21 protein-coding genes are annotated in these 19,452 nt (G+C 68.5%); 12 read left to right on the top strand and 9 right to left on the bottom strand.

Going from position 1 to position 19,452, the window contains the following annotated elements; translation table 11 throughout:
• Positions 1 to 27: 27 nt before the first annotated feature.
• Complete coding sequence (locus AC5JCN_RS19820) at positions 28 to 1,215, bottom strand: MFS transporter (protein ID WP_495756811.1); 1,188 nt, start codon at positions 1,213 to 1,215, stop codon at positions 28 to 30.
• 251 nt (positions 1,216 to 1,466) lie between these two features.
• Here AC5JCN_RS19820 and AC5JCN_RS19815 point away from each other — a divergent pair, with 251 nt between their 5' ends.
• Positions 1,467 to 2,105 (top strand): hypothetical protein, encoded by a 639-nt coding sequence (locus AC5JCN_RS19815; RefSeq protein WP_495756810.1) that lies wholly within the window; start codon positions 1,467 to 1,469, stop codon positions 2,103 to 2,105.
• Positions 2,106 to 2,272: 167 nt separating this feature from the next.
• On the opposite strand, the gene AC5JCN_RS19810 is transcribed toward AC5JCN_RS19815, so the two are convergent.
• Positions 2,273 to 2,593, bottom strand: coding sequence for a hypothetical protein (locus AC5JCN_RS19810; protein WP_495756809.1), 321 nt, complete (start codon positions 2,591 to 2,593; stop codon positions 2,273 to 2,275).
• 213 nt (positions 2,594 to 2,806) lie between these two features.
• Here AC5JCN_RS19810 and AC5JCN_RS19805 point away from each other — a divergent pair, with 213 nt between their 5' ends.
• Entirely contained in the window at positions 2,807 to 3,517 is a 711-nt protein-coding gene (locus tag AC5JCN_RS19805) for a peroxiredoxin-like family protein (protein ID WP_495756808.1), read from the top strand.
• 9 nt (positions 3,518 to 3,526) lie between these two features.
• On the opposite strand, the gene AC5JCN_RS19800 is transcribed toward AC5JCN_RS19805, so the two are convergent.
• Entirely contained in the window at positions 3,527 to 4,414 is an 888-nt protein-coding gene (locus AC5JCN_RS19800) for a LysR family transcriptional regulator (protein WP_495756807.1), read from the bottom strand.
• Positions 4,415 to 4,664: 250 nt separating this feature from the next.
• Here AC5JCN_RS19800 and AC5JCN_RS19795 point away from each other — a divergent pair, with 250 nt between their 5' ends.
• From AC5JCN_RS19795 to AC5JCN_RS19785, 3 genes are read left to right on the top strand one after another with little or no spacing between them, the layout of a single operon-like run.
• Positions 4,665 to 4,874 carry a hypothetical protein gene (locus tag AC5JCN_RS19795; RefSeq protein ID WP_495756806.1) on the top strand — a complete coding sequence of 70 codons (210 nt, stop codon included), beginning with the start codon at positions 4,665 to 4,667 and terminating at the stop codon, positions 4,872 to 4,874.
• A 17-nt stretch (positions 4,875 to 4,891) separates the two neighbouring features.
• Entirely contained in the window at positions 4,892 to 6,217 is a 1,326-nt protein-coding gene (locus AC5JCN_RS19790) for an NAD(P)/FAD-dependent oxidoreductase (RefSeq protein ID WP_495756805.1), read from the top strand.
• Positions 6,218 to 6,247: 30 nt separating this feature from the next.
• Positions 6,248 to 7,072 carry a 3-hydroxybutyrate dehydrogenase gene (locus AC5JCN_RS19785; RefSeq protein WP_495756804.1) on the top strand — a complete coding sequence of 275 codons (825 nt, stop codon included), beginning with the start codon at positions 6,248 to 6,250 and terminating at the stop codon, positions 7,070 to 7,072.
• Positions 7,073 to 7,153: 81 nt separating this feature from the next.
• On the opposite strand, the gene AC5JCN_RS19780 is transcribed toward AC5JCN_RS19785, so the two are convergent.
• A complete protein-coding gene (locus AC5JCN_RS19780) occupies positions 7,154 to 8,494 on the bottom strand; it encodes a tetratricopeptide repeat protein (protein WP_495756803.1) in 1,341 nt (446 codons plus the stop codon).
• A gap of 180 nt (positions 8,495 to 8,674) precedes the next feature.
• Here AC5JCN_RS19780 and AC5JCN_RS19775 point away from each other — a divergent pair, with 180 nt between their 5' ends.
• Entirely contained in the window at positions 8,675 to 9,151 is a 477-nt protein-coding gene (locus tag AC5JCN_RS19775; RefSeq protein ID WP_495756802.1) for a cupin domain-containing protein, read from the top strand.
• 52 nt (positions 9,152 to 9,203) lie between these two features.
• Positions 9,204 to 10,403: a patatin-like phospholipase family protein gene (locus AC5JCN_RS19770; protein ID WP_495756801.1), complete on the top strand. Its 1,200-nt coding sequence runs from the start codon at positions 9,204 to 9,206 to the stop codon at positions 10,401 to 10,403.
• A gap of 34 nt (positions 10,404 to 10,437) precedes the next feature.
• Here AC5JCN_RS19770 and AC5JCN_RS19765 read toward each other — a convergent pair whose 3' ends face one another.
• A complete protein-coding gene (locus AC5JCN_RS19765) occupies positions 10,438 to 11,340 on the bottom strand; it encodes a cobalamin B12-binding domain-containing protein (RefSeq protein ID WP_495756800.1) in 903 nt (300 codons plus the stop codon).
• A 290-nt stretch (positions 11,341 to 11,630) separates the two neighbouring features.
• Here AC5JCN_RS19765 and AC5JCN_RS19760 point away from each other — a divergent pair, with 290 nt between their 5' ends.
• The gene (locus AC5JCN_RS19760) at positions 11,631 to 12,413 is read left to right on the top strand and encodes an SDR family NAD(P)-dependent oxidoreductase (RefSeq protein ID WP_495756799.1); all 783 of its coding nucleotides are present in this window, start codon (positions 11,631 to 11,633) and stop codon (positions 12,411 to 12,413) included.
• A 154-nt stretch (positions 12,414 to 12,567) separates the two neighbouring features.
• Positions 12,568 to 13,593, top strand: a complete 1,026-nt coding sequence (locus AC5JCN_RS19755; protein WP_495756798.1) for a sterol desaturase family protein — start codon at positions 12,568 to 12,570, stop codon at positions 13,591 to 13,593.
• A 58-nt stretch (positions 13,594 to 13,651) separates the two neighbouring features.
• Here AC5JCN_RS19755 and AC5JCN_RS19750 read toward each other — a convergent pair whose 3' ends face one another.
• On the bottom strand, positions 13,652 to 13,936 hold the full coding sequence (locus AC5JCN_RS19750) for a hypothetical protein (RefSeq protein ID WP_495756797.1): 285 nt from the start codon (positions 13,934 to 13,936) through the stop codon (positions 13,652 to 13,654).
• 132 nt (positions 13,937 to 14,068) lie between these two features.
• Positions 14,069 to 16,195, bottom strand: a complete 2,127-nt coding sequence (locus AC5JCN_RS19745; RefSeq protein WP_495756796.1) for an autotransporter family protein — start codon at positions 16,193 to 16,195, stop codon at positions 14,069 to 14,071.
• A gap of 378 nt (positions 16,196 to 16,573) precedes the next feature.
• On the opposite strand from AC5JCN_RS19745, the gene AC5JCN_RS19740 reads away from it, so the two are divergent.
• Positions 16,574 to 16,789: a hypothetical protein gene (locus tag AC5JCN_RS19740; protein ID WP_495756795.1), complete on the top strand. Its 216-nt coding sequence runs from the start codon at positions 16,574 to 16,576 to the stop codon at positions 16,787 to 16,789.
• A gap of 208 nt (positions 16,790 to 16,997) precedes the next feature.
• On the opposite strand, the gene AC5JCN_RS19735 is transcribed toward AC5JCN_RS19740, so the two are convergent.
• Together AC5JCN_RS19735 and AC5JCN_RS19730 are read right to left on the bottom strand one after the other, a co-directional pair.
• Entirely contained in the window at positions 16,998 to 17,879 is an 882-nt protein-coding gene (locus AC5JCN_RS19735) for an SDR family oxidoreductase (RefSeq protein ID WP_495757685.1), read from the bottom strand.
• Between the two features lie 211 nt (positions 17,880 to 18,090).
• Positions 18,091 to 18,477 carry a hypothetical protein gene (locus tag AC5JCN_RS19730; RefSeq protein ID WP_495756794.1) on the bottom strand — a complete coding sequence of 129 codons (387 nt, stop codon included), beginning with the start codon at positions 18,475 to 18,477 and terminating at the stop codon, positions 18,091 to 18,093.
• A 139-nt stretch (positions 18,478 to 18,616) separates the two neighbouring features.
• Between AC5JCN_RS19730 and AC5JCN_RS19725 the strand changes: the two genes are divergently transcribed.
• Positions 18,617 to 19,063: a low affinity iron permease family protein gene (locus AC5JCN_RS19725; protein WP_495756793.1), complete on the top strand. Its 447-nt coding sequence runs from the start codon at positions 18,617 to 18,619 to the stop codon at positions 19,061 to 19,063.
• Positions 19,064 to 19,166: 103 nt separating this feature from the next.
• On the top strand, positions 19,167 to 19,421 hold the full coding sequence (locus AC5JCN_RS19720) for a porin (protein ID WP_495756792.1): 255 nt from the start codon (positions 19,167 to 19,169) through the stop codon (positions 19,419 to 19,421).
• Positions 19,422 to 19,452: the final 31 nt, after the last annotated feature.

The raw sequence follows: 19,452 nt of genomic DNA, 5'->3' as shown, positions 1-19,452 counted from the left end.
TGCTCCCTTCAGGATGCTGGAATGCGGTCAGGACGGCTGCACGGGCTTGAAGAACGTCGCCAGCGCGAGTGCTGTCGCGAGCGCCGCCCCGACCCCAGCAACACAGCCTGTCCAGCCGACCTGGTCGAAGACCCGGCCGAGCACGGCGCTGCCGACGAGGCCGCCGGAGAAATAGCTGGCGAGATAGATCCCGCTTGCGGCCGCCCGGCGCGATCCGGCGGCGCGGCTCACGAAGCCGGTCGCGACGGCCTGGGCGAGGAACGTACCAACCCCGACAAGCGACAGCCCGGCCAGCACGAATGGCAGGCTCGGCAGCAGGGTCAGGGGCAGACCTGCGAGCGCGGTGCCGAGGCCGAGCCACGCGACGCCGCGAACGCCGATCCGGCTCGCGGCCCGGCCTGCGAAGGGCGTCGTCAGGATCGAAGGCGCGAAGACGAGGTAGACGAGGCCGACATCCATCATGCCCAGCGAGAGGGGTGGCCTCACGAGCACGACATTCACGTAGGTGAAGGTTCCGATGAAGGCGAAAAGGATGCAGAACCCGACACCGAAGCCGGCCAGAACGGGCGCGGCGAGCAGCGTGCCGGCGGAAGCACCCGCGGACGACACGGGCGCAGGACGCGGATCCGCTCCGGAACCGATCACGCGAGCTGCCAGCAGAGCGCCGGCGATGTTCATCGTTGCAAATGCATAAAAAGCGGCGGAGAGGCCGAAATGGCTCGCCACACCCGCGGCCACCAGGCGGCCAAAGAGGTTGCTGGCGACATTGCCGGTGACGTAGGCGGCAAACCCGGCCTGGCTTCCGCGCGCGCCGAGATGGGTAAGGGTGAGGGTGAAGGCGGTCGCCATGCAAAGGCCCTGCAAGACCCTTAACAGGGCGAATATCCAGAGGTTCGGCGCGAAGGCGAGCATCACGGTGGGGACGGCGAGCACGAGCAGGGCGAGCGGCACGCCGCGTGCGGGGGCGAGCCCTTTGCCGAACAGCGCCACGGCAAGCCCGGCCAGCGCCATGCCGATCGTCGTCGCGTTGACCGCCAGCCCCATCGTTCCCGGCGAGACGGCGAACTCGATCGCCAGCAAGGGCAGGAGTGCCTGTGCGGCAAAGAGGTCCACGACGGTGAGAAACGCCAGCAGCGCGATGACGGAGTGACCGGCGAGACCTGTGTCGCGGCTGGCCACCGGGGGAGCCGGGACCGAATGCGTCAGGGCGTCCATGGCGTGCCTCCTGCGACAGTTTCGACGGTCGCAGGGTCTCTCCACCGGCGTGCGAATGGAAATGCCGTGTCCCTACCGACTCGATAGCGGCGGGGCATTCCCGGGCTCCATAGCCGGAGGCTTGGCATCCCATGGCGACCCGGTATTGGCCCCGGCCCGGCCCCCCATGGTGGTGTTGCTTCAGGAATGCGGGCGCGCGGTGCGCCCGTGCCGTCGTCGCGGCCCCGGGCCGTCACGGGATGGAGAGAGCCATGATGATCGAGAGCACGGCGCAACCCCGCGCCGCCCTGCAGATCCCGAGCGCGGCCAACGCCGCGAAACTGTTTGCCGGCGGCTTTGCCGGGCTGATGGCCTGGGAGGTCTGGGCGCGGGTGATCACGCCCTTCTTCCTCGGCGGGCCGCTGGAGCCCGCGGGCCTCGTCCAGTCACTGGCTCGGACATGGCTGAACTACGACCTGCCGCGCCTCCCCGCCGAAGCCATCCACTACGCCATTGGAATCGTCGGCTACCCCGTCGCATACTTCGTCATTTCGCGGGTTCTCCCGCGCTGGCCCGTCGTCCTCGACGTCGCCGTGTGGGCACTGTTCACGGCCTGGATGGCGTGGGCGCTCGTCTCCGGCCGGGTCGACGGCGGCATGGCGGCCTTCTGGGCGATCGTCACCGTGGTCACGGCGACGCGGCTGTTAAACCGCAACGCCCTCATTGCGGACTGCCTGAGCTGGGGCTCCTTCACCTGGTTCAACGCCCTCGGCATCATGGCCCCGCTCGCCGGCCTTCCGTTCCTGCTGATGGAATGGGGCGGCGGCCTGTCCTTCATGAGCTATGTCGGCCACGTCATCTACGGCTTCATCGCGGCCCTGGTCTTCGAGGTCTGGTCACGGCGCGGATGAGCCGCGGCATCCGAGCGGCGCGAGGAGAGACAGGAACTCTCCTCCCACCCTCCCCCATTCTCGGGCACGAAAAAGCCGGGCAGCTGATGGCGCCCGGCTTTTTCTGCGTCTGGTCGCGGAGGGAAAGAGGAGGCGCCAGGGGAGGGACCCGGCGCCTTCCGTCCTCTTCAATTGACCTGGGCCGTCTCGCAGGGACGGGCATGGTTCGTATTGACGCTCTGGGTCCGGCCCGCGGAATCGACGACCATCGGCTTGCACGGCTTCACCGGCTTGGTCATCGCAACCGGAACGCAGGGGCGGGCGTGGTTGGTGCCGGTGCCGGCGACGTTGCCGTTCTTGTCGACCACGGACGGGGCGCAGGCGGTCGGCATGTAGCTGGTGTTTGTCTTCACGTAGGGCTTCACCCTGTGGCCGGCATCGGCGAGGGCCAGCCCGGGAAGGGCGAGGGCCGAACAGGCCAGCAGGGCGGCGGTGGCAATCGTCTTCATGGTCATCTCCCGTCGGTAGTTTCAGACGCCGTTTGCGTCCTCACGATTGGAGATCTTTCGTCGCCGGCACTCCAATGCCGGTCACCGATGGTGTTCATAGGAAGTTGCTATCGTCGGTTGCAGCAATCCGCCTGCCCCGGCGGGAAGCCAACGATAGCCCACGTGCATGGCGGGCCATGGTATGAGGCAATGACCAGAATGGGACACCCCGCCGTGATCCACAGCCGCACCACCTATGCCAGCCTCGCAGACGCCTACCAGGCCGCGCTCGACGGCGAGGGGCCCGTCAACGAGCGGCTGGCGATCTTCGCCGACACTCTGCGCGCGCTCGATCCCACCTTCACTGCCGTGGTGGACCGGCTCGTCGGCCGCCTCCAGGCGGTAGAGGCCGGCCAGGGCGCGCCCGGCCTGGGCGAGCCCATGCCGCCCTTTTTGCTGCCCGACGAGGAGGGCCACCTCGTCGCGCTGGAGCCGCTGCTCGAACGCGGTCCCGTGGCGGTGGCGTTCCATCGCGGTCACTGGTGTCCCTTTTGCCGGATCAACGCCCGTGCTCTCGCGCAGGCCCATACGGCCCTGAAGGAGATCGGCGGCACGCTGGTCGCCATCACGCCGGACAGGGCCGGTTTCGCGGCGACGCTGAAGGAGATCGCGGGAGGCGACTTCCCGATCCTGACGGACCTCGACAATGGCTACGCGCTGTCCCTCAACCTGGCGATCTGGGTGGGCGAGGAGATGCGAAGCAACATGAAGGCGTTCGGCGTCGATCTCGACGCCTACCAGGGAAACTCGGCCTGGATGCTCCCCATTCCGGCGACGTTCGTGGTCAGTACCGGCGGCATCGTCTCATCGCGGTTCATCGATCCCGACTACCGGCGCCGCATGGAGGTGAAGGATCTGCTGGCTGCCGTCAGGGCGGCGCGCTAGCCCCTTTCCTCACTGCAGGTGCCGGCTCCAGTCGGCCCCGCGCACGAGCTTCATGAAAGTGTTGGCCGCCGCCGGGCGCTGCCGTCCCGCAACCGCATAGAGGTTGACCGTGCGCGTGACGGGAAGTCCCCGAAGGGCGATCCGGCGGACCGACTGGGGCAGCGCCGTGCTGCGGGGCGCGATGGCGACGCCGATTCCCGCCTCCAGCAGCGCGATCATGTCGCGCTCGGATCCGACCGCATGGGAACTCTCGAATGGGAGATTGCGACCCTTGAAGAGAGCACTGATCTGGTCGACCTGCTCGCAGTAGCCGCGCACCAGCAGCTTGTAGGAGGCGAGATCATCGATCTCGACTGCGTTGGCGCCGGCGAGGGGATGATCTCCGCCGACCAGCAGCGCGAACTCCTCGCTGAAAAGTGGCCACGCGTCGAAGCGGTCCCAGGACTGTGACAGCATGCCGGCGACTGCGAGGTCCGCCTCGCCCTTCTTCAGCGTCTCAGCCGCCATCTCGCCCGTGCCGCGGGAGAACTTCAGTTCGAGGCCCGGGAAAGCCCGCGTGAGCTCGGAGAGGAACGGGATGAGCAGCGTGATGTCGACCGTGTTCGACAGCGCCAGCCGCAGCGAGGCGACCTCGCCCCGGCGGATCTGGTGGGCCAGCTGCTTCACACCCTGCGCCGCGTCGAAACATTGCTGCAGCAGCGGCAGCATGCGCTCGCCGAGCTCGGTCAGGTGAGAGAGCTTGTGCTCGCGGCGGAAGAGATCGCCGCCGAGCTCCTCCTCGAGGAGCTTGATCGCGCGCGTCAGGGAGGGCTGCGCGACGTTGCACTCCTCCGCCGCCCTGGTGAAGTTCAGGGTACGCGAGACCGCAAGAAAATACCGTACCTGGTGCATTTCCATGGGATGCCCCTCGATGATGGAATGCCCGGTTCGACACAAATCAACTTAACCCGGGCGAAGCGGCGCGTCAGCCCGGTCGTGCATCTTCGTGTCGCCGGCTTCCATAGCCGTTAGCTATCGTTCGCATAGCGCAGCGCTTCGTTACGTCCGCCATAGGCGGCGGACATCGGCTCCATCGACCATCGGTATTTCAGTCGCGCCTGTTTCGGCTGTGCAATCGGGCTCACGAAACCCGAACGGGAGAGGCCCGATGAGCACCCGCCAGCCGGAACAAGAACCGATTTCCGAGATCGAGATCGACATCCCCGACCGCACCGGGCCGGTGCTGACCGACGCCCAGTATGCGGAGGCCCTGCAGCACATCGGTGGCGTTTCGCTCGAGCTGCGGCGACTTTCCTGGGCGATTGGCTGGGAGCGGCCCGAGCCGGCCCGGCACCCGCTCCGCCTCACGCTTCACTGACACGCCAGGAGGCTGCCATGGCTCATCGCGACCAGCCCTCGGCGCGTCCCCGCGTCGTCATCGTCGGTGCCGGCTTCGGCGGCATCGCCGCGGCACGCGCTCTGGCGCGCGCTCCCGTCGATGTCACGGTCATCGACCGGCACAACTACCACCTGTTCCAGCCCCTGCTGTACCAGGTCGCGACGGCAGCCCTCTCTCCGGCCGACATCGCCTCGCCGATCCGCTCGGTGCTCCGCGGGCAGCGCAACGCGTCGGTCGTGCTCGCCCGGGTCAGCGGGATCGACAAGGAGAAGCGTGTCGTCCAGGCAGGCTCGCGCAGCTTCCCCTATGACATGCTCGTCGTCGCCACCGGCGCGCGGCATGCCTATTTCGGCCATGACGAGTGGGAGGCCCACGCCCAGGGCCTGAAGAAGATCGACGACGCCACCTATCTCCGGCGCCGCATCCTGCTCGCCTTCGAACTCGCCGAGACCCAGGACGACCCGCAGGAGCGCCGCCGTCTGCTCAACTTCGTCGTCGTCGGCGGCGGGCCGACCGGCGTGGAGATGGCCGGCGCCATCGCCGAGCTGGCCAGGCGTGCCCTGTCGGCGGAGTTCCGGTCCATCGATCCGCGCGACGCGCGCATCATCCTTCTCGAAGGCGGGCCACGCGTCCTCGCGCCCTTCGAGCCCCGCATGTCGGAAGCCGCGAAGAAGGCGCTGGAAGAGCTCGGCGTCGAGGTACTGCTCTCCAGCGTCGTCACCGCGTGCGACGCGGAAGGCGTCGCCGTCGGGGCAGACCGCATCGAATCGCGCACGGTCATCTGGGCAGCCGGCGTGCGGGCCTCGCAGGCTGCGAAATGGGTGGGCGCGGATACCGATGCTGCCGGCCGCGCGCTCGTCGGGGCGGACCTGACCCTGCCGGACCATCCCGAGATCTTCGTGATCGGCGATACCGCGCATGTACCCGGGCCGGGCGGACGCCCGCTGCCCGGCATCGCCGCGGTCGCCAAGCAGCAGGGCCAGCACGTCGCACGCTCCATCGCGACGCAGACCCGCTCCGCCTTCCGCTACCGAGACTACGGCACCATGGCCACGATCGGCCGCAAGAAGGCCGTCGCCCAGGTCGGCCGCCTTCGCCTGTCGGGCTACCCCGCCTGGGTGCTGTGGAGCCTGGCCCACGTCTTCTTCCTTGTCGGCTTCCGCAACCGGACCTCCGTGCTGATGAGCTGGGCGTGGAGCTACCTCACCTATGAGCGCGGGTCGCGGCTCATCACGGGCGCGGAGCCCGACATCGACATGGACGCGATGCAGGGGATGGACGCCCCGGTGCCCGCCCCTGCCGCGCTGCGCGGCGCAGCCTGATCGACATCCGCACCAGACAGGAGAACGGACATGACCTCTCAGGCAATGCCTCTCACATCCCCCGCTGCCCTTCCCCTTGCGGGCAGGGTGGCGCTGATCACGGGATCGACCAGCGGCATCGGGCTCGGCATCGCACGGGCGCTTGCCGCGGCTGGCGCCGACATCGTGCTGAACGGTCTCGCAGCGCCCGGCGCCGTCACCGACCTCACGCGAACGCTCGGAGCCGAGTTCCGCCGGGAAGTGTTCTTCTCCGGCGCGGACATGAGCGACGCCGGCGCCATCGCCGGCATGATGGGCGAAATCGAGGCCCGGTTCGGCCGGCTCGACATCCTCGTCAACAATGCCGGCATCCAGCATGTCGGGCCGATCGAGACATTCCCGCCCGAGAAATGGTCGCTGATCATGGCGATCAACCTCGGCTCGGCGTTCCACACGACCCGGCTCGCCCTGCCCGGCATGAAGGCGCGCCGCTGGGGACGCATCGTCAACATCGCCTCGGCACACGGGCTGGTCGCCTCGCCGTTCAAGTCCGCCTATGTCGCCGCCAAGCACGGGCTCGTGGGGTTCACGAAGGTCACGGCTCTGGAGACGGCGCAGGACGGCATCACCTGCAACGCGGTCTGCCCCGGCTATGTCTGGACGCCGCTGGTGGAGGCCCAGATCGAGGACCAGGCGAAGGCGCACGGCATCTCCCGGGAAGCCGTGGTCCGCGACGTGCTGCTCGCCAACCAGCCCAACAAGACCTTCGCGACGGTGGAGCAGATGGGGGCGCTCGCCGTCTTCCTCGCCGGCGACGCGGCAGCCTCGATCACGGGGACCGCGATCCCGGTCGACGGCGGATGGACGGCCCACTGACGGCCAGTTCTCCTGCGACCAGGAAAGAGGGGCGGCTCCGGGCCGCCCCTTCTGTTTGACTGCCAGGGGAAGGTGATGCCGTCAGGCGACGGCTCGCTGGGGCTCGGCCCTGTCCGCCACGCCGAGACGGGACAGGACGGCGCGTTCGAAGCGGTCCTCCCGCCGCAGGCGGCTCCGGGCCGCGATGACGCGGCGCAGGGAGGTCTCGTCGCTCCGGGTGGCGGCCAGCTCGGCAAGCGTCCGCACGAAGACGTCCCGCTGCGCGTTGCTGCCGCCGAGGCGAGGCATGTCCGCGAGGAGGCGAGGAACATCCGCCGGGGCCGCTGCCTCGCCTGCAATCACGCCGGCGAGGTCGGCCGCGACGAACCCTGCCACCTGGCCCTGGTCGTCGAGGCCGCTGCGCCGGGCGGCGATGGCCCTTGCCAGCTCGGCGGCCGCCGCTCTTTCGCCTGTCGCGACGAGCGCGAGAAGCGTGTGCAGGGATGAGAACAGCAGAGTCGTATCGGCCCGCCGCCGCAGCGCGATGTCGCGAAGCTCGTCCCAGCGGCGGCCGACCGGCACACCGTGCTGGCGCATGCGCCACAGGAACGAGACCGCGTTGGCCATGTCCCGGAAGTCCTCGCTGGGTTCCGGCCGGACCTCCGCGTCGTAGAGCTGGAGCGCCCTGCCGAAGTCACCGCCCTCGACGTGGAACAGCGCGAGGTGCCATGCGACGTGGAGCCCGAAATTGTTGCATCCGGTCCAGTTCTGCCGCGCCGCCTCCAGCCAGCTGATGCCTTCCCGGTAGCGGCCGGTCATCTCGTGCACGTGCGACACGGCGTGCAGTCCCCACGCGTCCAGGGGCTCGTGCTCCAGCGCGACGCGCCCGGCGAGTTCGGCGAGGTCATATTCGCCGGCCTCCTCCAGCGCGAAGGCGTGGCAGCCCAGAACGAACCCGTAGCCGGGTTCCTCGGTCGACATCGCCTTCAGGGCGGAGTTGCTGGCCACCAGCATGCCGCGCGTGTCACCGCCCATGAAGCGCAGCCCCTGAGCGATCTTGAAGGGCAGCAGCGACATGCTGCCCTCGGCGAGATAATCGTCCAGCCGGTCGGCGGCGGCGAGGCCGCGTCCGCGCACGGCGAGGCCGAGCGCCTCGACCAGCACGTGTTCGTCCAGTGTCGCATCGCGGCGCACGAGGGCGGCGCGGGCGGCGAGCCACTCCCGGCGGGCTGATTCGAGCGTTTCCGCGCGGGCGAGCATCAGCTGCGCGAAACCCTTCAGCGCGTGCGCCGCGACCAGGCCGGGGTCGGCGGCCAACGCTGCCGACAGCGCGTCCGCCACGCCGGGCCGGTGCGCGGCAACGCCGGTCACGGCCAGCTCGAAGCAGGCGACGCTCTCCCGCGACCGGGTGGAGTGACTCATGGAGAAACGGTCGACGATCATTCTCAGGATCCTCCCCGCGCCCTTTGCGGGCGTCATCAACAGGGTCAGGCTCCCACCGTTCGCCATAGAAGGGGGCTATCGTCTCTGGAGATACCCGGCATTTCAAACGCAGGCTCCAGCGCGGCAACACTTCTCCCATGCCCGGCGCAGTTCCGCCGGGCCACGAGAGGAGACCCACCGATGCCGCACATCACTCTCCGCCGGGCCCTGGCTGCAGCCATCGCCCTTCCTGCCGTCCTTCTGCTGGCCAATGCCGCCTCCGCGGGCGAATGCCCGGCCGGCAAAACCGGCGTCGACCTGACCAAGCCGGTCACCACCCCGGCCAAGGACGTGACGGACACGGTCCTCGCCGCCACCGACCTCGGCGGCGAGTCGATCGCCACCCCCGGCCGGCAGCTCAGGCTGCGCAAGCTGGTGGTGAAGCCGGGCGGCGTCGTGCCGTGGCACAGCCATGCCGACCGGCCGGCCATCATCTACATCGTCGAGGGCGAGGTCACCGAATATGCCAGCACCTGTGCCGTGCCGATCGTGCACAAGGCCGGGGACGTAGCCCGTGAAACGAAGGCCACCGCGCACTGGTGGAAGAACACGGGCAACAAGACAGCAGTGCTGCTCTCCGCCGACATCCTGCACGACCAGACCGACAAGAACATGTGAGGCGGGCGGGCCGGCGCACCGCGCCGGCCGCTTCGCTCGGGGAGGGCATGACATGACCATTCACACCATCCGCACCGGACCGCGAAGCCGCAAGGCTCCCGCCTCTGCCGCTGCCGAAGACGAGTCCTGTGCCGAAAAGCTGCGCCGCCACGGCCAGATCGTCCTCGTGCTCCAGGGCGGCGGGGCGCTCGGCGCGTATCAGCTCGGCGTCTACGAGGCCATGCACGCCGCGGGGGTCGAGCCGGACTGGATCATCGGCACATCGATCGGGGCCATCAACGCCGCCCTGATCGCCGGCAACGCGCCGGAGGACAGGCTCTCGAAGCTCTGCGAATTCTGGCGCCGCATCGAGCACGGGCCTCACTACAGGGCGCTGACCTGGCTCGCCCCCTTCGCGGCGGCGGCTTCCAACTGGCTCACCATGGCGCACGGGATCCCGGCGTTCTTCCAGCCCAATGCGGGGGCGTTCCTCGGCTCGCACGTGCCGCTCGGCGCCGAGCAGGCCGGCTACTACTCGACCCAGCCGCTGCTCTCCACCCTCGCCGACCTCGTCGACTTCGAGCGGATCAACAGCGGCCCGACACGGCTGACAGTCGGCGCGGCGAATGTCCGCACGGGCGAGATGACCTATTTCGACAGCCGCGAGCGCCCGCTCGGCCCGCGCCACGTCGCGGCATCGGGCGCGCTTCCCCCGGCCTTCCCGGCCGTGCGCATCGACGGCGACCTCTACTGGGACGGCGGTATCCTCTCCAACACGCCGGTCGAGGCAGTGTTCGACGACATGCCCCGGCGCAACTCCCTCGTCTTCGCCGTCCACATCTGGAACCCCGGTGGTCCCGAGCCGGGGACGATGTGGGATGTCATGAATCGCCAGAAGGACATCCAGTATGCCAGCCGGGCCGCGAGCCACATCGCGCGGCAGAAGCAGATGCACAAGCTCCGGCACGTCATCGCGGAGCTCTCCAGGACGCTGCCGGCCGAGATCGCGGGCCTCCCGGAGGTGAAGGAGCTGGCTGCCTATGGCTGCCTGACCCGCATGCACGTGGTGCGCCTGCTCGCCCCTTCGCTCGAAGGCGAGGACCATACCAAGGACATCGACTTCAGCCCCTCCGGCATCCGTTCGCGCCGCGATGCCGGCCGGCGGGATGCCGAGGCCGTGCTGGCGATGGCGCCGTGGGAGGGCGAGTTCGACCCGATGGAAGGCTTCATCCTGCACGAGGTGAAGCAGGGGGTGGAAGTGAACGCGGGGTGACCGGAACTGCGCCGGCGGGGGACTGCGATTGGGCCTAGGCGGGCCAGACCCGTCGCTTTTTCCAGTTCGACTCTGCCCCGAGGTCGAAAAGCCTCTGGGCGAGCAGCACCGCCGTCGGGGCGTTGACGGCCGTCGCGTCGGCCCCGACCTGCGCTGCCAGCTCCGGGCAGGCGGTGAACGGGGGGCCGCCGACCATGATGCCGATTGCCGGGTTGCAGGAATGCTGCCTGATCTGGTGGATCGTGGCAGCCAGCGAGTCCAGCTGCCGGTCCGAGCTGGCCGTCAAGCCGGCCACGGCATACCAGTCGTTCCGCATGAGGCGGGAAACCTGCTGAAGCGTCGTTCCACGCTCGGATTTCACATCCCAGCCTCCGGCGCGCAGGAACTTCTCCACCATCGCGACGCCGAACGAATGGCGCTCTTCGGCGATCGCCATCATGAGCACGCGCCGCTTTTCGGAGAACGCCGGGACAGCGAACGAGCTGCTGAGCATCGAAAGCAATTGCTGCAGGCGCCCGACACCGAGCGTGACGTCGACGAAGGTGCACTCGTCGTTGTCCCACATCGTGCCGAGGCATCGCGCGGCGGGTTCGAGCAGATTGACGAAGAGCCCGTCCATCGACAGGCCGCGGTTCTTCAGCTCGACGATGAAATCGAAGGACAGATGCAGGTTGGGATCGAGAACGAGATGAGCGAGGTGGACGATGTCCGGTGCCGCGGGGGTCCCGGAGCTCTGCGCCTCGCCGTTGGCGTTCTCGGCATGAAGGCCCACGAGGCGCGGCAGGATCTCCGTCTGGACGATCAGCGCCAGCCTGTCGCGCGTCTGCGCGAGATCGGCCTGCTGGAGGATTTCCGGATCGATGAAGGGCGGCGCGACCGCGTGGGACGCCCAGGATGCGGATAGGGATGCGCGGAAATGACCGTCGCCGTCGTCCATCGCGACCTCCCCCGCCCGCTGTGGAGGGGGCATCGTATGCAGATAAGGCCGCCGCGCAAGGCCCCTGGTGCTTCTGCGACAAGGTTGCAGTGCCAAAATTTTGCGGGACAGCACGGCCGTGACGCGGTCCTGCAACCGCCGCTGCAGCCTGCAGTGTCACTTCCGCCGGGGATCTGGCCCCACACAGGAAAAGCTGCGGGGCCCGTGCCCGCGTCCCTTGGGCCGTGTACATGGACGCAGACCCGGCGGTTACCAGACCGCGCAAAGCCCGGGCCGAGGAGGACACTTCGATGAGCGACGCGATCATGCCGAACGGCGCGCGGTACCCGAGCCTCAGGGACAAAGTCGTCTTCGTCACCGGTGGAGCATCCGGCATCGGGAAGAGCATCGTCGAGCACTTTCACGACCAGGGCAGCAAGGTGGCCTTCGTCGATCTTGCCGCCGAAGCCGGCCGGGCGCTGGCGGCAGACCTCGGCCGCATGGGCGGGCACGCGCCCGTGTTCGAGGCCTGCGACCTGCGCGACGTCGAGGCGCTCGGCGACATTATCGCCCGTGTCGGCGCGACGCTGGGCCCGGTCACGGCCCTGATCAACAATGCCGGCAACGACGACCGGCACACGCTGGAGGACGTCACCTCCGCCTATTTCGACGACCGGATGGCGGTGAACCTGAAGCACCAGCTCTTCGCCGCAAGAGCCGTGCGGCCGCAGATGCGCGGGGCCGGCGGCGGGTCGATCGTCAACTTCAGCTCCATCACCTGGACCGTCGCCGACGGCGACTGCGTCTGCTACGTCACCGCCAAGGCGGCCGTCGTCGGCCTGACCCGCGCTCTCGCCACGGAGCTCGGCGGCGACGGGATCCGGGTCAACGCCATCGCGCCCGGCTGGATCATGACTGAGCGCCAGCAGGCGCTGTGGCTCGACGAAGCCGGCGAGAGGCAGATCGCCGAGCGGCAGACGCTGAAGGACAAGCTCTACCCGCCCGACATCGCGCGCATGGCCCTGTGGCCGGCGGCGGACGACAGCCGCATGTGCTCCAAGCAGACCTTCACCGTCGATGGCGGCTGGATCTGACCGGCTGATGAAGAATCAGCGCGGCGGGGGGCGCGGGCCAACCTGAATTCGCCTATCGTTGCGCAAGAATTAGAGGACGGGGATGGAGGTTGGCGCGGCCCGGGGGCCGCGTGTCTGCCGGTCCACCCTTCAGACTGGCTCAAGCGAGGCCGCCATGGACGATCTTCAGTACGGCAAGCGCAATAAGAGGGGCGACTGGTCCCCGAACGCCCGTCTCGAGATCGCGCCGTTCTACCGGTTGCCGATCAGTCCGCTCGCCATCCTGAAATGGTTGCCGGGCTACTTCCTGCCCTGGAACCTGCTCTTCGCCGCCTCAGCGGTGCTCTACTGGCAGTTCGTGGTGCCCGATGTCGAGGTGATGAAGACCATCGCGTGGGGCTGGGTGCTGCGCCTGTTCGCCGTCAACTGCGTCGCCGTCTTCCTGTTCTACGGAGCCTTCGAGTATCGCCTCTACGTCAGCCGGGCCCAGGCGAACCGCTTCAAGTACAATGCAAGATTTCCCGCCGACCAGAAGAACAGCGCCTTCCTGTTCAACAACCAGAACGTCGACGGCATGATCCGCGGCTTCGGCACCGGAGTGCCGATCTGGACCGCCTACGAGGTTGGCGTGCTCTGGGCCTTCGCCAATGGCTGCGTGCCGTGGCTCTCCTTCGCCGAACACCCGGTGCACCTGTTCCTGCTGGCGCTGGTGGTTCCCATCCTCCACGAGTTCCACTTCTTCTGCATCCACCGGCTGATCCACTGGGGGCCGCTCTACAAATGGGTGCACAGCGTGCACCACAACTCGGTCAACCCGTCGCCCTGGTCGTCGCTGTCGATGCACCCGGTGGAGCATCTCCTCTATTTCTCGACGATCCTCTGGCACGTCGTCATCCCGTCCAACCCCGTGCTGGCCCTCTACCAGCTTCATTTCGCCGGGTTCGGCGCCATTCCGGGCCATGTCGGCTTCGACAAGATGGAAGTGACGGACACGATGGCAGTCGACAGCCATGCTTACGGGCACTACCTCCACCACAAGTATTTCGAGGTGAACTACGGCGACGGCCTGGTGCCCTTGGACAAGCTGTTCGGCACCTGGCACGACGGATCGCCGGAGGGGGAGGCGCGCATGAACAAGCGCTTCCAGAAGCGCCGGGCGCGGGCCAACGCGGCTGCGAAGGCGGGCACTCCGGCCGAATAGGCCGCGCTCTTACGGCTGGGACTACCGCCCATTGCTCTGAACTCGTCGGAGACCCTGCTCAGCAGGTCTTCGCACCCGGCTTGGGCTTGCATGGCTTGCGGGCGGACGGTGCCCCTCCCGTTTCGGCCAAGCCGACGCGCGAGGCGATGCTGGACGCCACCGGCGTGGTGAAGCGGGGCGCGGCAGGAGCCGCTGACGAAGGTGCGGCCACCGTCGGACGGGGCCGTTCCGGCACGATCCCCGCCGCAGCGGCGGCGGCGCTCGACGCGCTCGTCTCGGCGAAGGCTGGCGCCGATGCCAGCATGGCGACCATGAGGGCGCCGGCAGACAGACTGGAAGGCATGTTCGCCCCTCTCGGTTGCTTGCCGCCGCACCGGCCCCGATTGCGGCAGCGCGGCAAGACAAGCCCGAAAGACCGATCAGGGCAAGCCGGAAATCCGGGTCGTTCGCGAGGGAGCCGGCGCCGGTCGCCGCCTCACCACTTCATTTCGAAGCCGATGCGGCCGGTGCCACCCCATTGGGCCCCGTCGAAGCCGCGGTCATAGCTCGCATTCGCGAAGAGGCTGGCCTGCTTCGACACCGCCATGCGGAGCCCCGCATCGACGCTGGCGCCGTTCCGGCTTCCAGCAGCGGTGAAGCCGACACCGTTCTGGCCGTCGAGGGACGACAGGGTGGTGCGGGTCGAGCCGCCGAAGACGTTCCAGACGTTGACGCGGCCCCACACCTCGAAGGGCGTCTCGCCGGGCGCACCGAAGCGCGCGCCGACCAGCAGGCCGAGGCGCCCGCGCAGCGTGTTCTCCGATCCCCAGGAAACCTGCGCATACGCATCGTTCTTGTCGGAGATCGACACGGTGTTGGCCACCATCTGGGCCTGGGGCACCACCCACATGTTCGCTGAAACGTCGAAGCGCTTGCCGCCCTCGAGCGAAACGGACCCTCCCCACGCATCGGTGGACAGGGTACCGCCCGCGGCGGAGCGGGCGTCGAGCCCCTCGAACTTGGTCGCCTGCGCGAGGCCGTCGGCGTAGAAGCCATTGGTCCAGAAGCGGGTGGCGTAGACGCCGATCGAGAACGCGTTGGCGCGGATCGAGCCCGCCCTTCCCCGCTCGGATGTCTCCGCGGACCCGGTCCCGTGCCCGGCCGCGATGAAGGCGCCGGCGTAGGTGCGGTGGTCCGCGGTGTCGTCACCGTAGAGGTCATAGCCGAGCTGGATGTAGCCGAGGTCGGCGTCCCAGTTGGTGCGGCCGGTCGCGGATGCTTCGGCACGGGTGCCGACGGCGCGGCCCCAGGCTCCGCCCGCGGTAGAGGGCTCGCCGGCATTGGCTGACAGGTTGGCCCGGCGCTGGTCCAGCGTATCGACGAGCGCCGTCATGTACTGCCCCAGCAGCGCGGGGAGGGCCGGGTAGAGGCCTGTTTCCAGCCTGTAGAAAGGCCTCGACGGATTGTCGGGGTCGATCGAGCGCAGGTACCAGTTGTCTGCCGTCCCACCGGCGGCGCCGCCGCGGAACAGGGTGTACTGGTACGCACCGCCGATGGCGGGCGCGCCAAGGGTGAAGGCTGACGCGCCCGTCGTTGCGCCGCCCACGGCCGTCACGACGGGGATGCCGTCGCCAACCGTCGGCGCGCCGAGGCCGCCGGCGTTGCGCACGAAAATGGGGGTCGACCCCGTGGCGGTCGCCCCGCCACCGCTGAGCTGCAGGATGTCGGCCTGCGGCGCGCCGGGCGAACCGCCGACGCGCGTCAGGAGGCTGCCGCCATTGCCCGCATAGATCCCCGTCACCGTCAGCGTGCCGATCCCGCCGGGCAGGCCCGGCGCCACGGTGCCGCGGTTGTCGACGTCGCCGTCCACGGTGCCGTTGCCCGACAGCGTGCCAGCCGGTTCGATGGCGATCGGCGAGACCAGCGTCCCCTCGATGCCGAGGATGCCGTCCTCCACCGTCGTCTGCGTCAGGCCGGTATTGACGCCCGACAGGATCCAGGTGCCCGAGCCCTGCTTCGTCAGGAACTCGAACCCGGCCATCGAGCCGGTGAAGGTGTCCGTGCCTGGCCCGAGCAGGAAAATGGAATCGGTGCCGCCGCCGCCGTCGATGTTTCCGGTGATCTGCGAGCCCGTGTACAGGCGCAGGACGTCCGTACCCGTTCCGAAGGCGAGGCTGCCATAGACGGTGCCGCGATTGGTGAAGTCGATCCCCGCGCCGATGTTGCCGCCGATCACGACCGCCGTGAGGTCCGGGTTTGCGAGCGGCCCGGTCGAGATGATGCCGTTGTTGACGATGGTGAGGGTGCCGGGGTTTTCCGACCAGATCGCAGCCGCATTGACCGCGTTGATCCTGCCATTGTTGATGATCGTGTTGTTCGTGCCCTGGACGTTGATGGCCTCGGCGCTCACCTGCGTGCCGTTGGACAGAACCATGCCGCCCGCGCCGATGGTCACGGTGCCATTGCTGTCCATCTCAATGGTGTTGGCGCCCGTGCCGTAATTGCCGGAGCTGAATGTCGCGCTGTTCTGGACGGTCCCGTCGACGACGATGGACGCGCCATTCCCGAGGCTGATGGCCGACGCGTTGCCCGTCGTGATGCCTGCGCCGGGCAGAACGGTCACGCTGCGTCCGTCGTCACCGGGGCCGGTGCCGATCGGAGTGCCGAACGGATTGGGAGCCGTGCTGTCGCAGGTCGTCGAAAGCCCGGTGGTGACGCAGTCAGCGCGCGCGCTCGTGGCCGCGAACGACCCGACTCCGGCCAGAAGCAGGGCGGCGCCACGGATTCCGCGGGGGAGACGCGGCTGTCTGTGCGGTGAGTTGAGCAAGCCGCGTCCTCATACTTCTGATCTAGGTCAACCTGATTCTTATGAGACTTAATCCACCCCGGCGGGGGCCAGCAACCCCGAAGGTCGTAGACCGGAAGACTCGGCACGGACCGTGTCTTCGGCGCAGCAAGGGCCGGCGCTGCGGCTGCCGCGAGACTGTGGCAGGCTGCGCAAATGGCCTCGAAAGCCTTTCCCATGACGGCCTTCCCGTTGCTCGCGCGAACGGACATCACCGAAGCTGCGAAGCGGAAACTCGCCGTGCGGGTCGCCGGGATTTCGGTCGATCTCCCCCGCCTCGACGCGTGGCGGACCATGACGGAGGACCCGCAATCCTTCTGGCACGCGACGTGGAACGAGGCAGCGCCGCCGGGTGAGCCGGAACCGGGCTAGAACTCCTCCCAGCCCTCGGCGCCGACGGCCTTCTTGCGCGGCGCAACAGGAGGCTGGAAGCTTTCCTCGGCCATGCAAGCCTGCCGGGTCCTCCTTGGCGGCCGGATGCCTTGTTCGGCGTTCGTGCGCTTCGGAGATCACCGCTGACGATGACGGCCGATCATGCGGAACGCCGCGACGGCCGGACCGTCGCGGCGTTTTGTGGCTGTCAGGGCTGGCCGCTGCCGCCGGCGGCGCCATAGACCTGCCCGGTCGCGTAGCTGGCGTCGGGGGCCGCGAGCTGGACATAGATCGAGGCCAGTTCCGCCGGCTGGCCGGGACGCCCGAGCGGCGTCTGCCCGCCGAACTTCTCCAGCTTCTCCATCGTCGCTCCGCCCGAGACCTGCAGCGGCGTCCAGATCGGTCCCGGCGCCACGCCGTTGACGCGGATGCCCTTGGGGCCGAGTTGCTTGGCCAGCGACTTCACGTAGTTCATCGTCGCCGCCTTGGTCTGGGCGTAGTCGTAGAGATCCGGCGACGGGTCGTAGGCCTGCTCCGACGTCGTGCCGATGATGCAGGAGCCCGGCTGCAGGTGCGGCAGCGCGGCCTTGATGATGTAGAACGGCGCATAGATGTTGGTCTTCATCGTTGCGTCGAAATCCTCGTCGCTGACGTCGAGGATGGACTGGCGCGTCTGCTGGCGCGCGGCGTTGCAGACGACGATGTCGAGCCCGCCCAGTCCGCTGACCGCCTCGTCGACGAGCCTCCGGCAGAAGGCGGCGTCCCTGAGATCGCCGGGAATGGCGACGCCCTTGCGGCCTGCCTCGCGGATGAGCGCGATGACGTCCTGCGCGTCCTGCTCCTCGTTCGGGAGATAGTTGATGGCGACGTCGGCGCCTTCCCGCGCATAGGCGATGGCCGCGGCGCGGCCCATCCCGGAGTCCCCGCCGGTGATCAGCGCCTTGCGCCCGGCGAGGCGCCCCGAGCCGCGATAGCTGCGCTCGCCGTGATCCGGCCGCGGGTCCATGTCGCGGGCGAGGCCCGGCCAGGGCTGCGACTGCTTCTTGAACGGCGGCTTGGGATACTTGCCCGTGGGGTCCTGCAGCGGCATCGACGCTGGCTGCTGCGGCTGCTGTTGCTGCTGGGCGATTGCGGGCGCAACTGCTGCGGCGGCGGCCGCAAGGCCGGCTCCCGCGCCGACGATCTGGCGGCGGGACACGCCATCCTTGTTCTTGTTAGTCATTGTCGCTCCTGGGCCTGTATGGGATGAGACAGGCCCCGAGAACGGGCAACGGGCGGAATTGTTCGTGCGGCCAGACGACTCAGGTTGCGGCGCGGAACTCCGCTGCCTGTCGTCCGAGCCACGCCGCGGCAAGGAGCGCGCCGTAGAGCGGCAAGCCGGTCAGCACGATTGCGAGCGGGACGAGCCCTGCATCGGTTCCGGCGCGGTGGAGGACGGCGATGCCCACCGCGTGACCGGCGATGGCGAAGACCGGAAGGCGGGGGAGGGATATGTCGGACGTGTATCCGGCAGCGCCATGCAGAAGAGCGAGAGCCGGAAGGCACACGGTCCAGTAGACCCGCATGTCCCAAGCTTCGGCGACGCCGCGACCCGAAAGCAGCGGCAGAGCAGCGAGGATCGCCCATGCGAGAAATCCGCAGAGGGCAAGGACAGCGCAGACGGCGAGGTGTCTTGGCGAGACGTTCACGCATGCAGCCTAGGCCTGCGTCCCTTGCTTCAGCGTAAAGATGCGTCAGCCGGGAGCAGGCGGCGGGGCCGGCAAGGTACGCAGAAGCAACGTTCGCGGGCGCCGGGCGTTTTTCCGGCTTCAAGCACTGGAGCCTGCGATGACCATCACGCGCGCTTTCACGTCGTTTGCGGCAGGTGTCGCTCATGCAACGGGACGGCCGGCCACTTTCGCCCTTTGCCTTGCCATCGTAATCATCTGGGCGATTACCGGGCCGGTCTTCCACTATTCGGACACGTGGCAGCTGGTGATCAACACCGGAACGACGATCGTGACGTTCCTGCAGGTGTTCCTCATCCAGAACACGCAGAACCGCGACAGCGCGGCCGTGCAGACGAAGCTCGACGAGTTGATCCGGGCCAGCGCCGCCCAGAACCGCTACATCGGGATCGAAGACCTGACGGAGGAGGAACTCGCCGACCTCCGGCGCCGCTGTGAGACGCGGGCCAAGGGGCATCGTCTTACGGAGGTGAAGCGAGCCGCCGAAGCAGCGCAGCGCGGGGTCAACATGAAAGCGGCCAAGGCGGCCGAGAAGGCTTCGGGATAGTCGCACCCCTCGCCCGGCGAAGCGGCGCGCTTGGGGTCACGATTGCGCGCACAGGTTGCATGTTTCAGGACCTGTCGGCATAGCTTGCCTCATGAGGATGGACATGCGGCACTCTCCCATGCGCACCCGGCTCGCTCTCGCGCTTTGCGCCGTCGTCCTCGGCGCGACGGCAGCCATGGCAGGCGATACGACGACCGTGCCCCTCCCGAAGGAAAAGAAGGCGAAGCCGGCCCCGATCTCGGCGGTGCAGACATGCACGCTGGGTGGCGGCGCCTTCACCGGCACGCGCGTGCCGGGCACAGACGTCTGTGTGAAGGCCGGCGGGTTCGTGCGCTGGCAGGCGACCGGATCACGCTGACCCCGCGCTGGCTCACCCGCGGAAGACAATC

The organism is Alsobacter sp. (assembly GCF_059501845.1).
The sequence above is the reverse complement of the archived record's forward strand: the minus strand, read 5'-3'. Positions and strand labels throughout refer to the sequence as shown.

Excerpts from the sequence above, each read along its gene's own strand:
- AC5JCN_RS19770 (WP_495756801.1), top strand. The coding sequence starts at position 9,204 with ATGACCATTCACACCATCCGCACCGGACCGCGAAGCCGCAAGGCTCCC.
- AC5JCN_RS19720 (WP_495756792.1), top strand. The coding sequence starts at position 19,167 with ATGCGGCACTCTCCCATGCGCACCCGGCTCGCTCTCGCGCTTTGCGCC.
- AC5JCN_RS19780 (WP_495756803.1), bottom strand. The coding sequence starts at position 8,494 with ATGATCGTCGACCGTTTCTCCATGAGTCACTCCACCCGGTCGCGGGAG.
- AC5JCN_RS19810 (WP_495756809.1), bottom strand. The coding sequence starts at position 2,593 with ATGAAGACGATTGCCACCGCCGCCCTGCTGGCCTGTTCGGCCCTCGCC.
- AC5JCN_RS19750 (WP_495756797.1), bottom strand. The coding sequence starts at position 13,936 with ATGCCTTCCAGTCTGTCTGCCGGCGCCCTCATGGTCGCCATGCTGGCA.
- AC5JCN_RS19820 (WP_495756811.1), bottom strand. The coding sequence starts at position 1,215 with ATGGACGCCCTGACGCATTCGGTCCCGGCTCCCCCGGTGGCCAGCCGC.
- AC5JCN_RS19735 (WP_495757685.1), bottom strand. The coding sequence starts at position 17,879 with ATGCCGCTGCAGGACCCCACGGGCAAGTATCCCAAGCCGCCGTTCAAG.
- AC5JCN_RS19765 (WP_495756800.1), bottom strand. The coding sequence starts at position 11,340 with ATGGACGACGGCGACGGTCATTTCCGCGCATCCCTATCCGCATCCTGG.
- AC5JCN_RS19760 (WP_495756799.1), top strand. The coding sequence starts at position 11,631 with ATGAGCGACGCGATCATGCCGAACGGCGCGCGGTACCCGAGCCTCAGG.
- AC5JCN_RS19755 (WP_495756798.1), top strand. The coding sequence starts at position 12,568 with ATGGACGATCTTCAGTACGGCAAGCGCAATAAGAGGGGCGACTGGTCC.
- AC5JCN_RS19740 (WP_495756795.1), top strand. The coding sequence starts at position 16,574 with ATGGCCTCGAAAGCCTTTCCCATGACGGCCTTCCCGTTGCTCGCGCGA.
- AC5JCN_RS19775 (WP_495756802.1), top strand. The coding sequence starts at position 8,675 with ATGCCGCACATCACTCTCCGCCGGGCCCTGGCTGCAGCCATCGCCCTT.
- AC5JCN_RS19790 (WP_495756805.1), top strand. The coding sequence starts at position 4,892 with ATGGCTCATCGCGACCAGCCCTCGGCGCGTCCCCGCGTCGTCATCGTC.
- AC5JCN_RS19795 (WP_495756806.1), top strand. The coding sequence starts at position 4,665 with ATGAGCACCCGCCAGCCGGAACAAGAACCGATTTCCGAGATCGAGATC.
- AC5JCN_RS19800 (WP_495756807.1), bottom strand. The coding sequence starts at position 4,414 with ATGGAAATGCACCAGGTACGGTATTTTCTTGCGGTCTCGCGTACCCTG.
- AC5JCN_RS19725 (WP_495756793.1), top strand. The coding sequence starts at position 18,617 with ATGACCATCACGCGCGCTTTCACGTCGTTTGCGGCAGGTGTCGCTCAT.
- AC5JCN_RS19815 (WP_495756810.1), top strand. The coding sequence starts at position 1,467 with ATGATGATCGAGAGCACGGCGCAACCCCGCGCCGCCCTGCAGATCCCG.
- AC5JCN_RS19785 (WP_495756804.1), top strand. The coding sequence starts at position 6,248 with ATGACCTCTCAGGCAATGCCTCTCACATCCCCCGCTGCCCTTCCCCTT.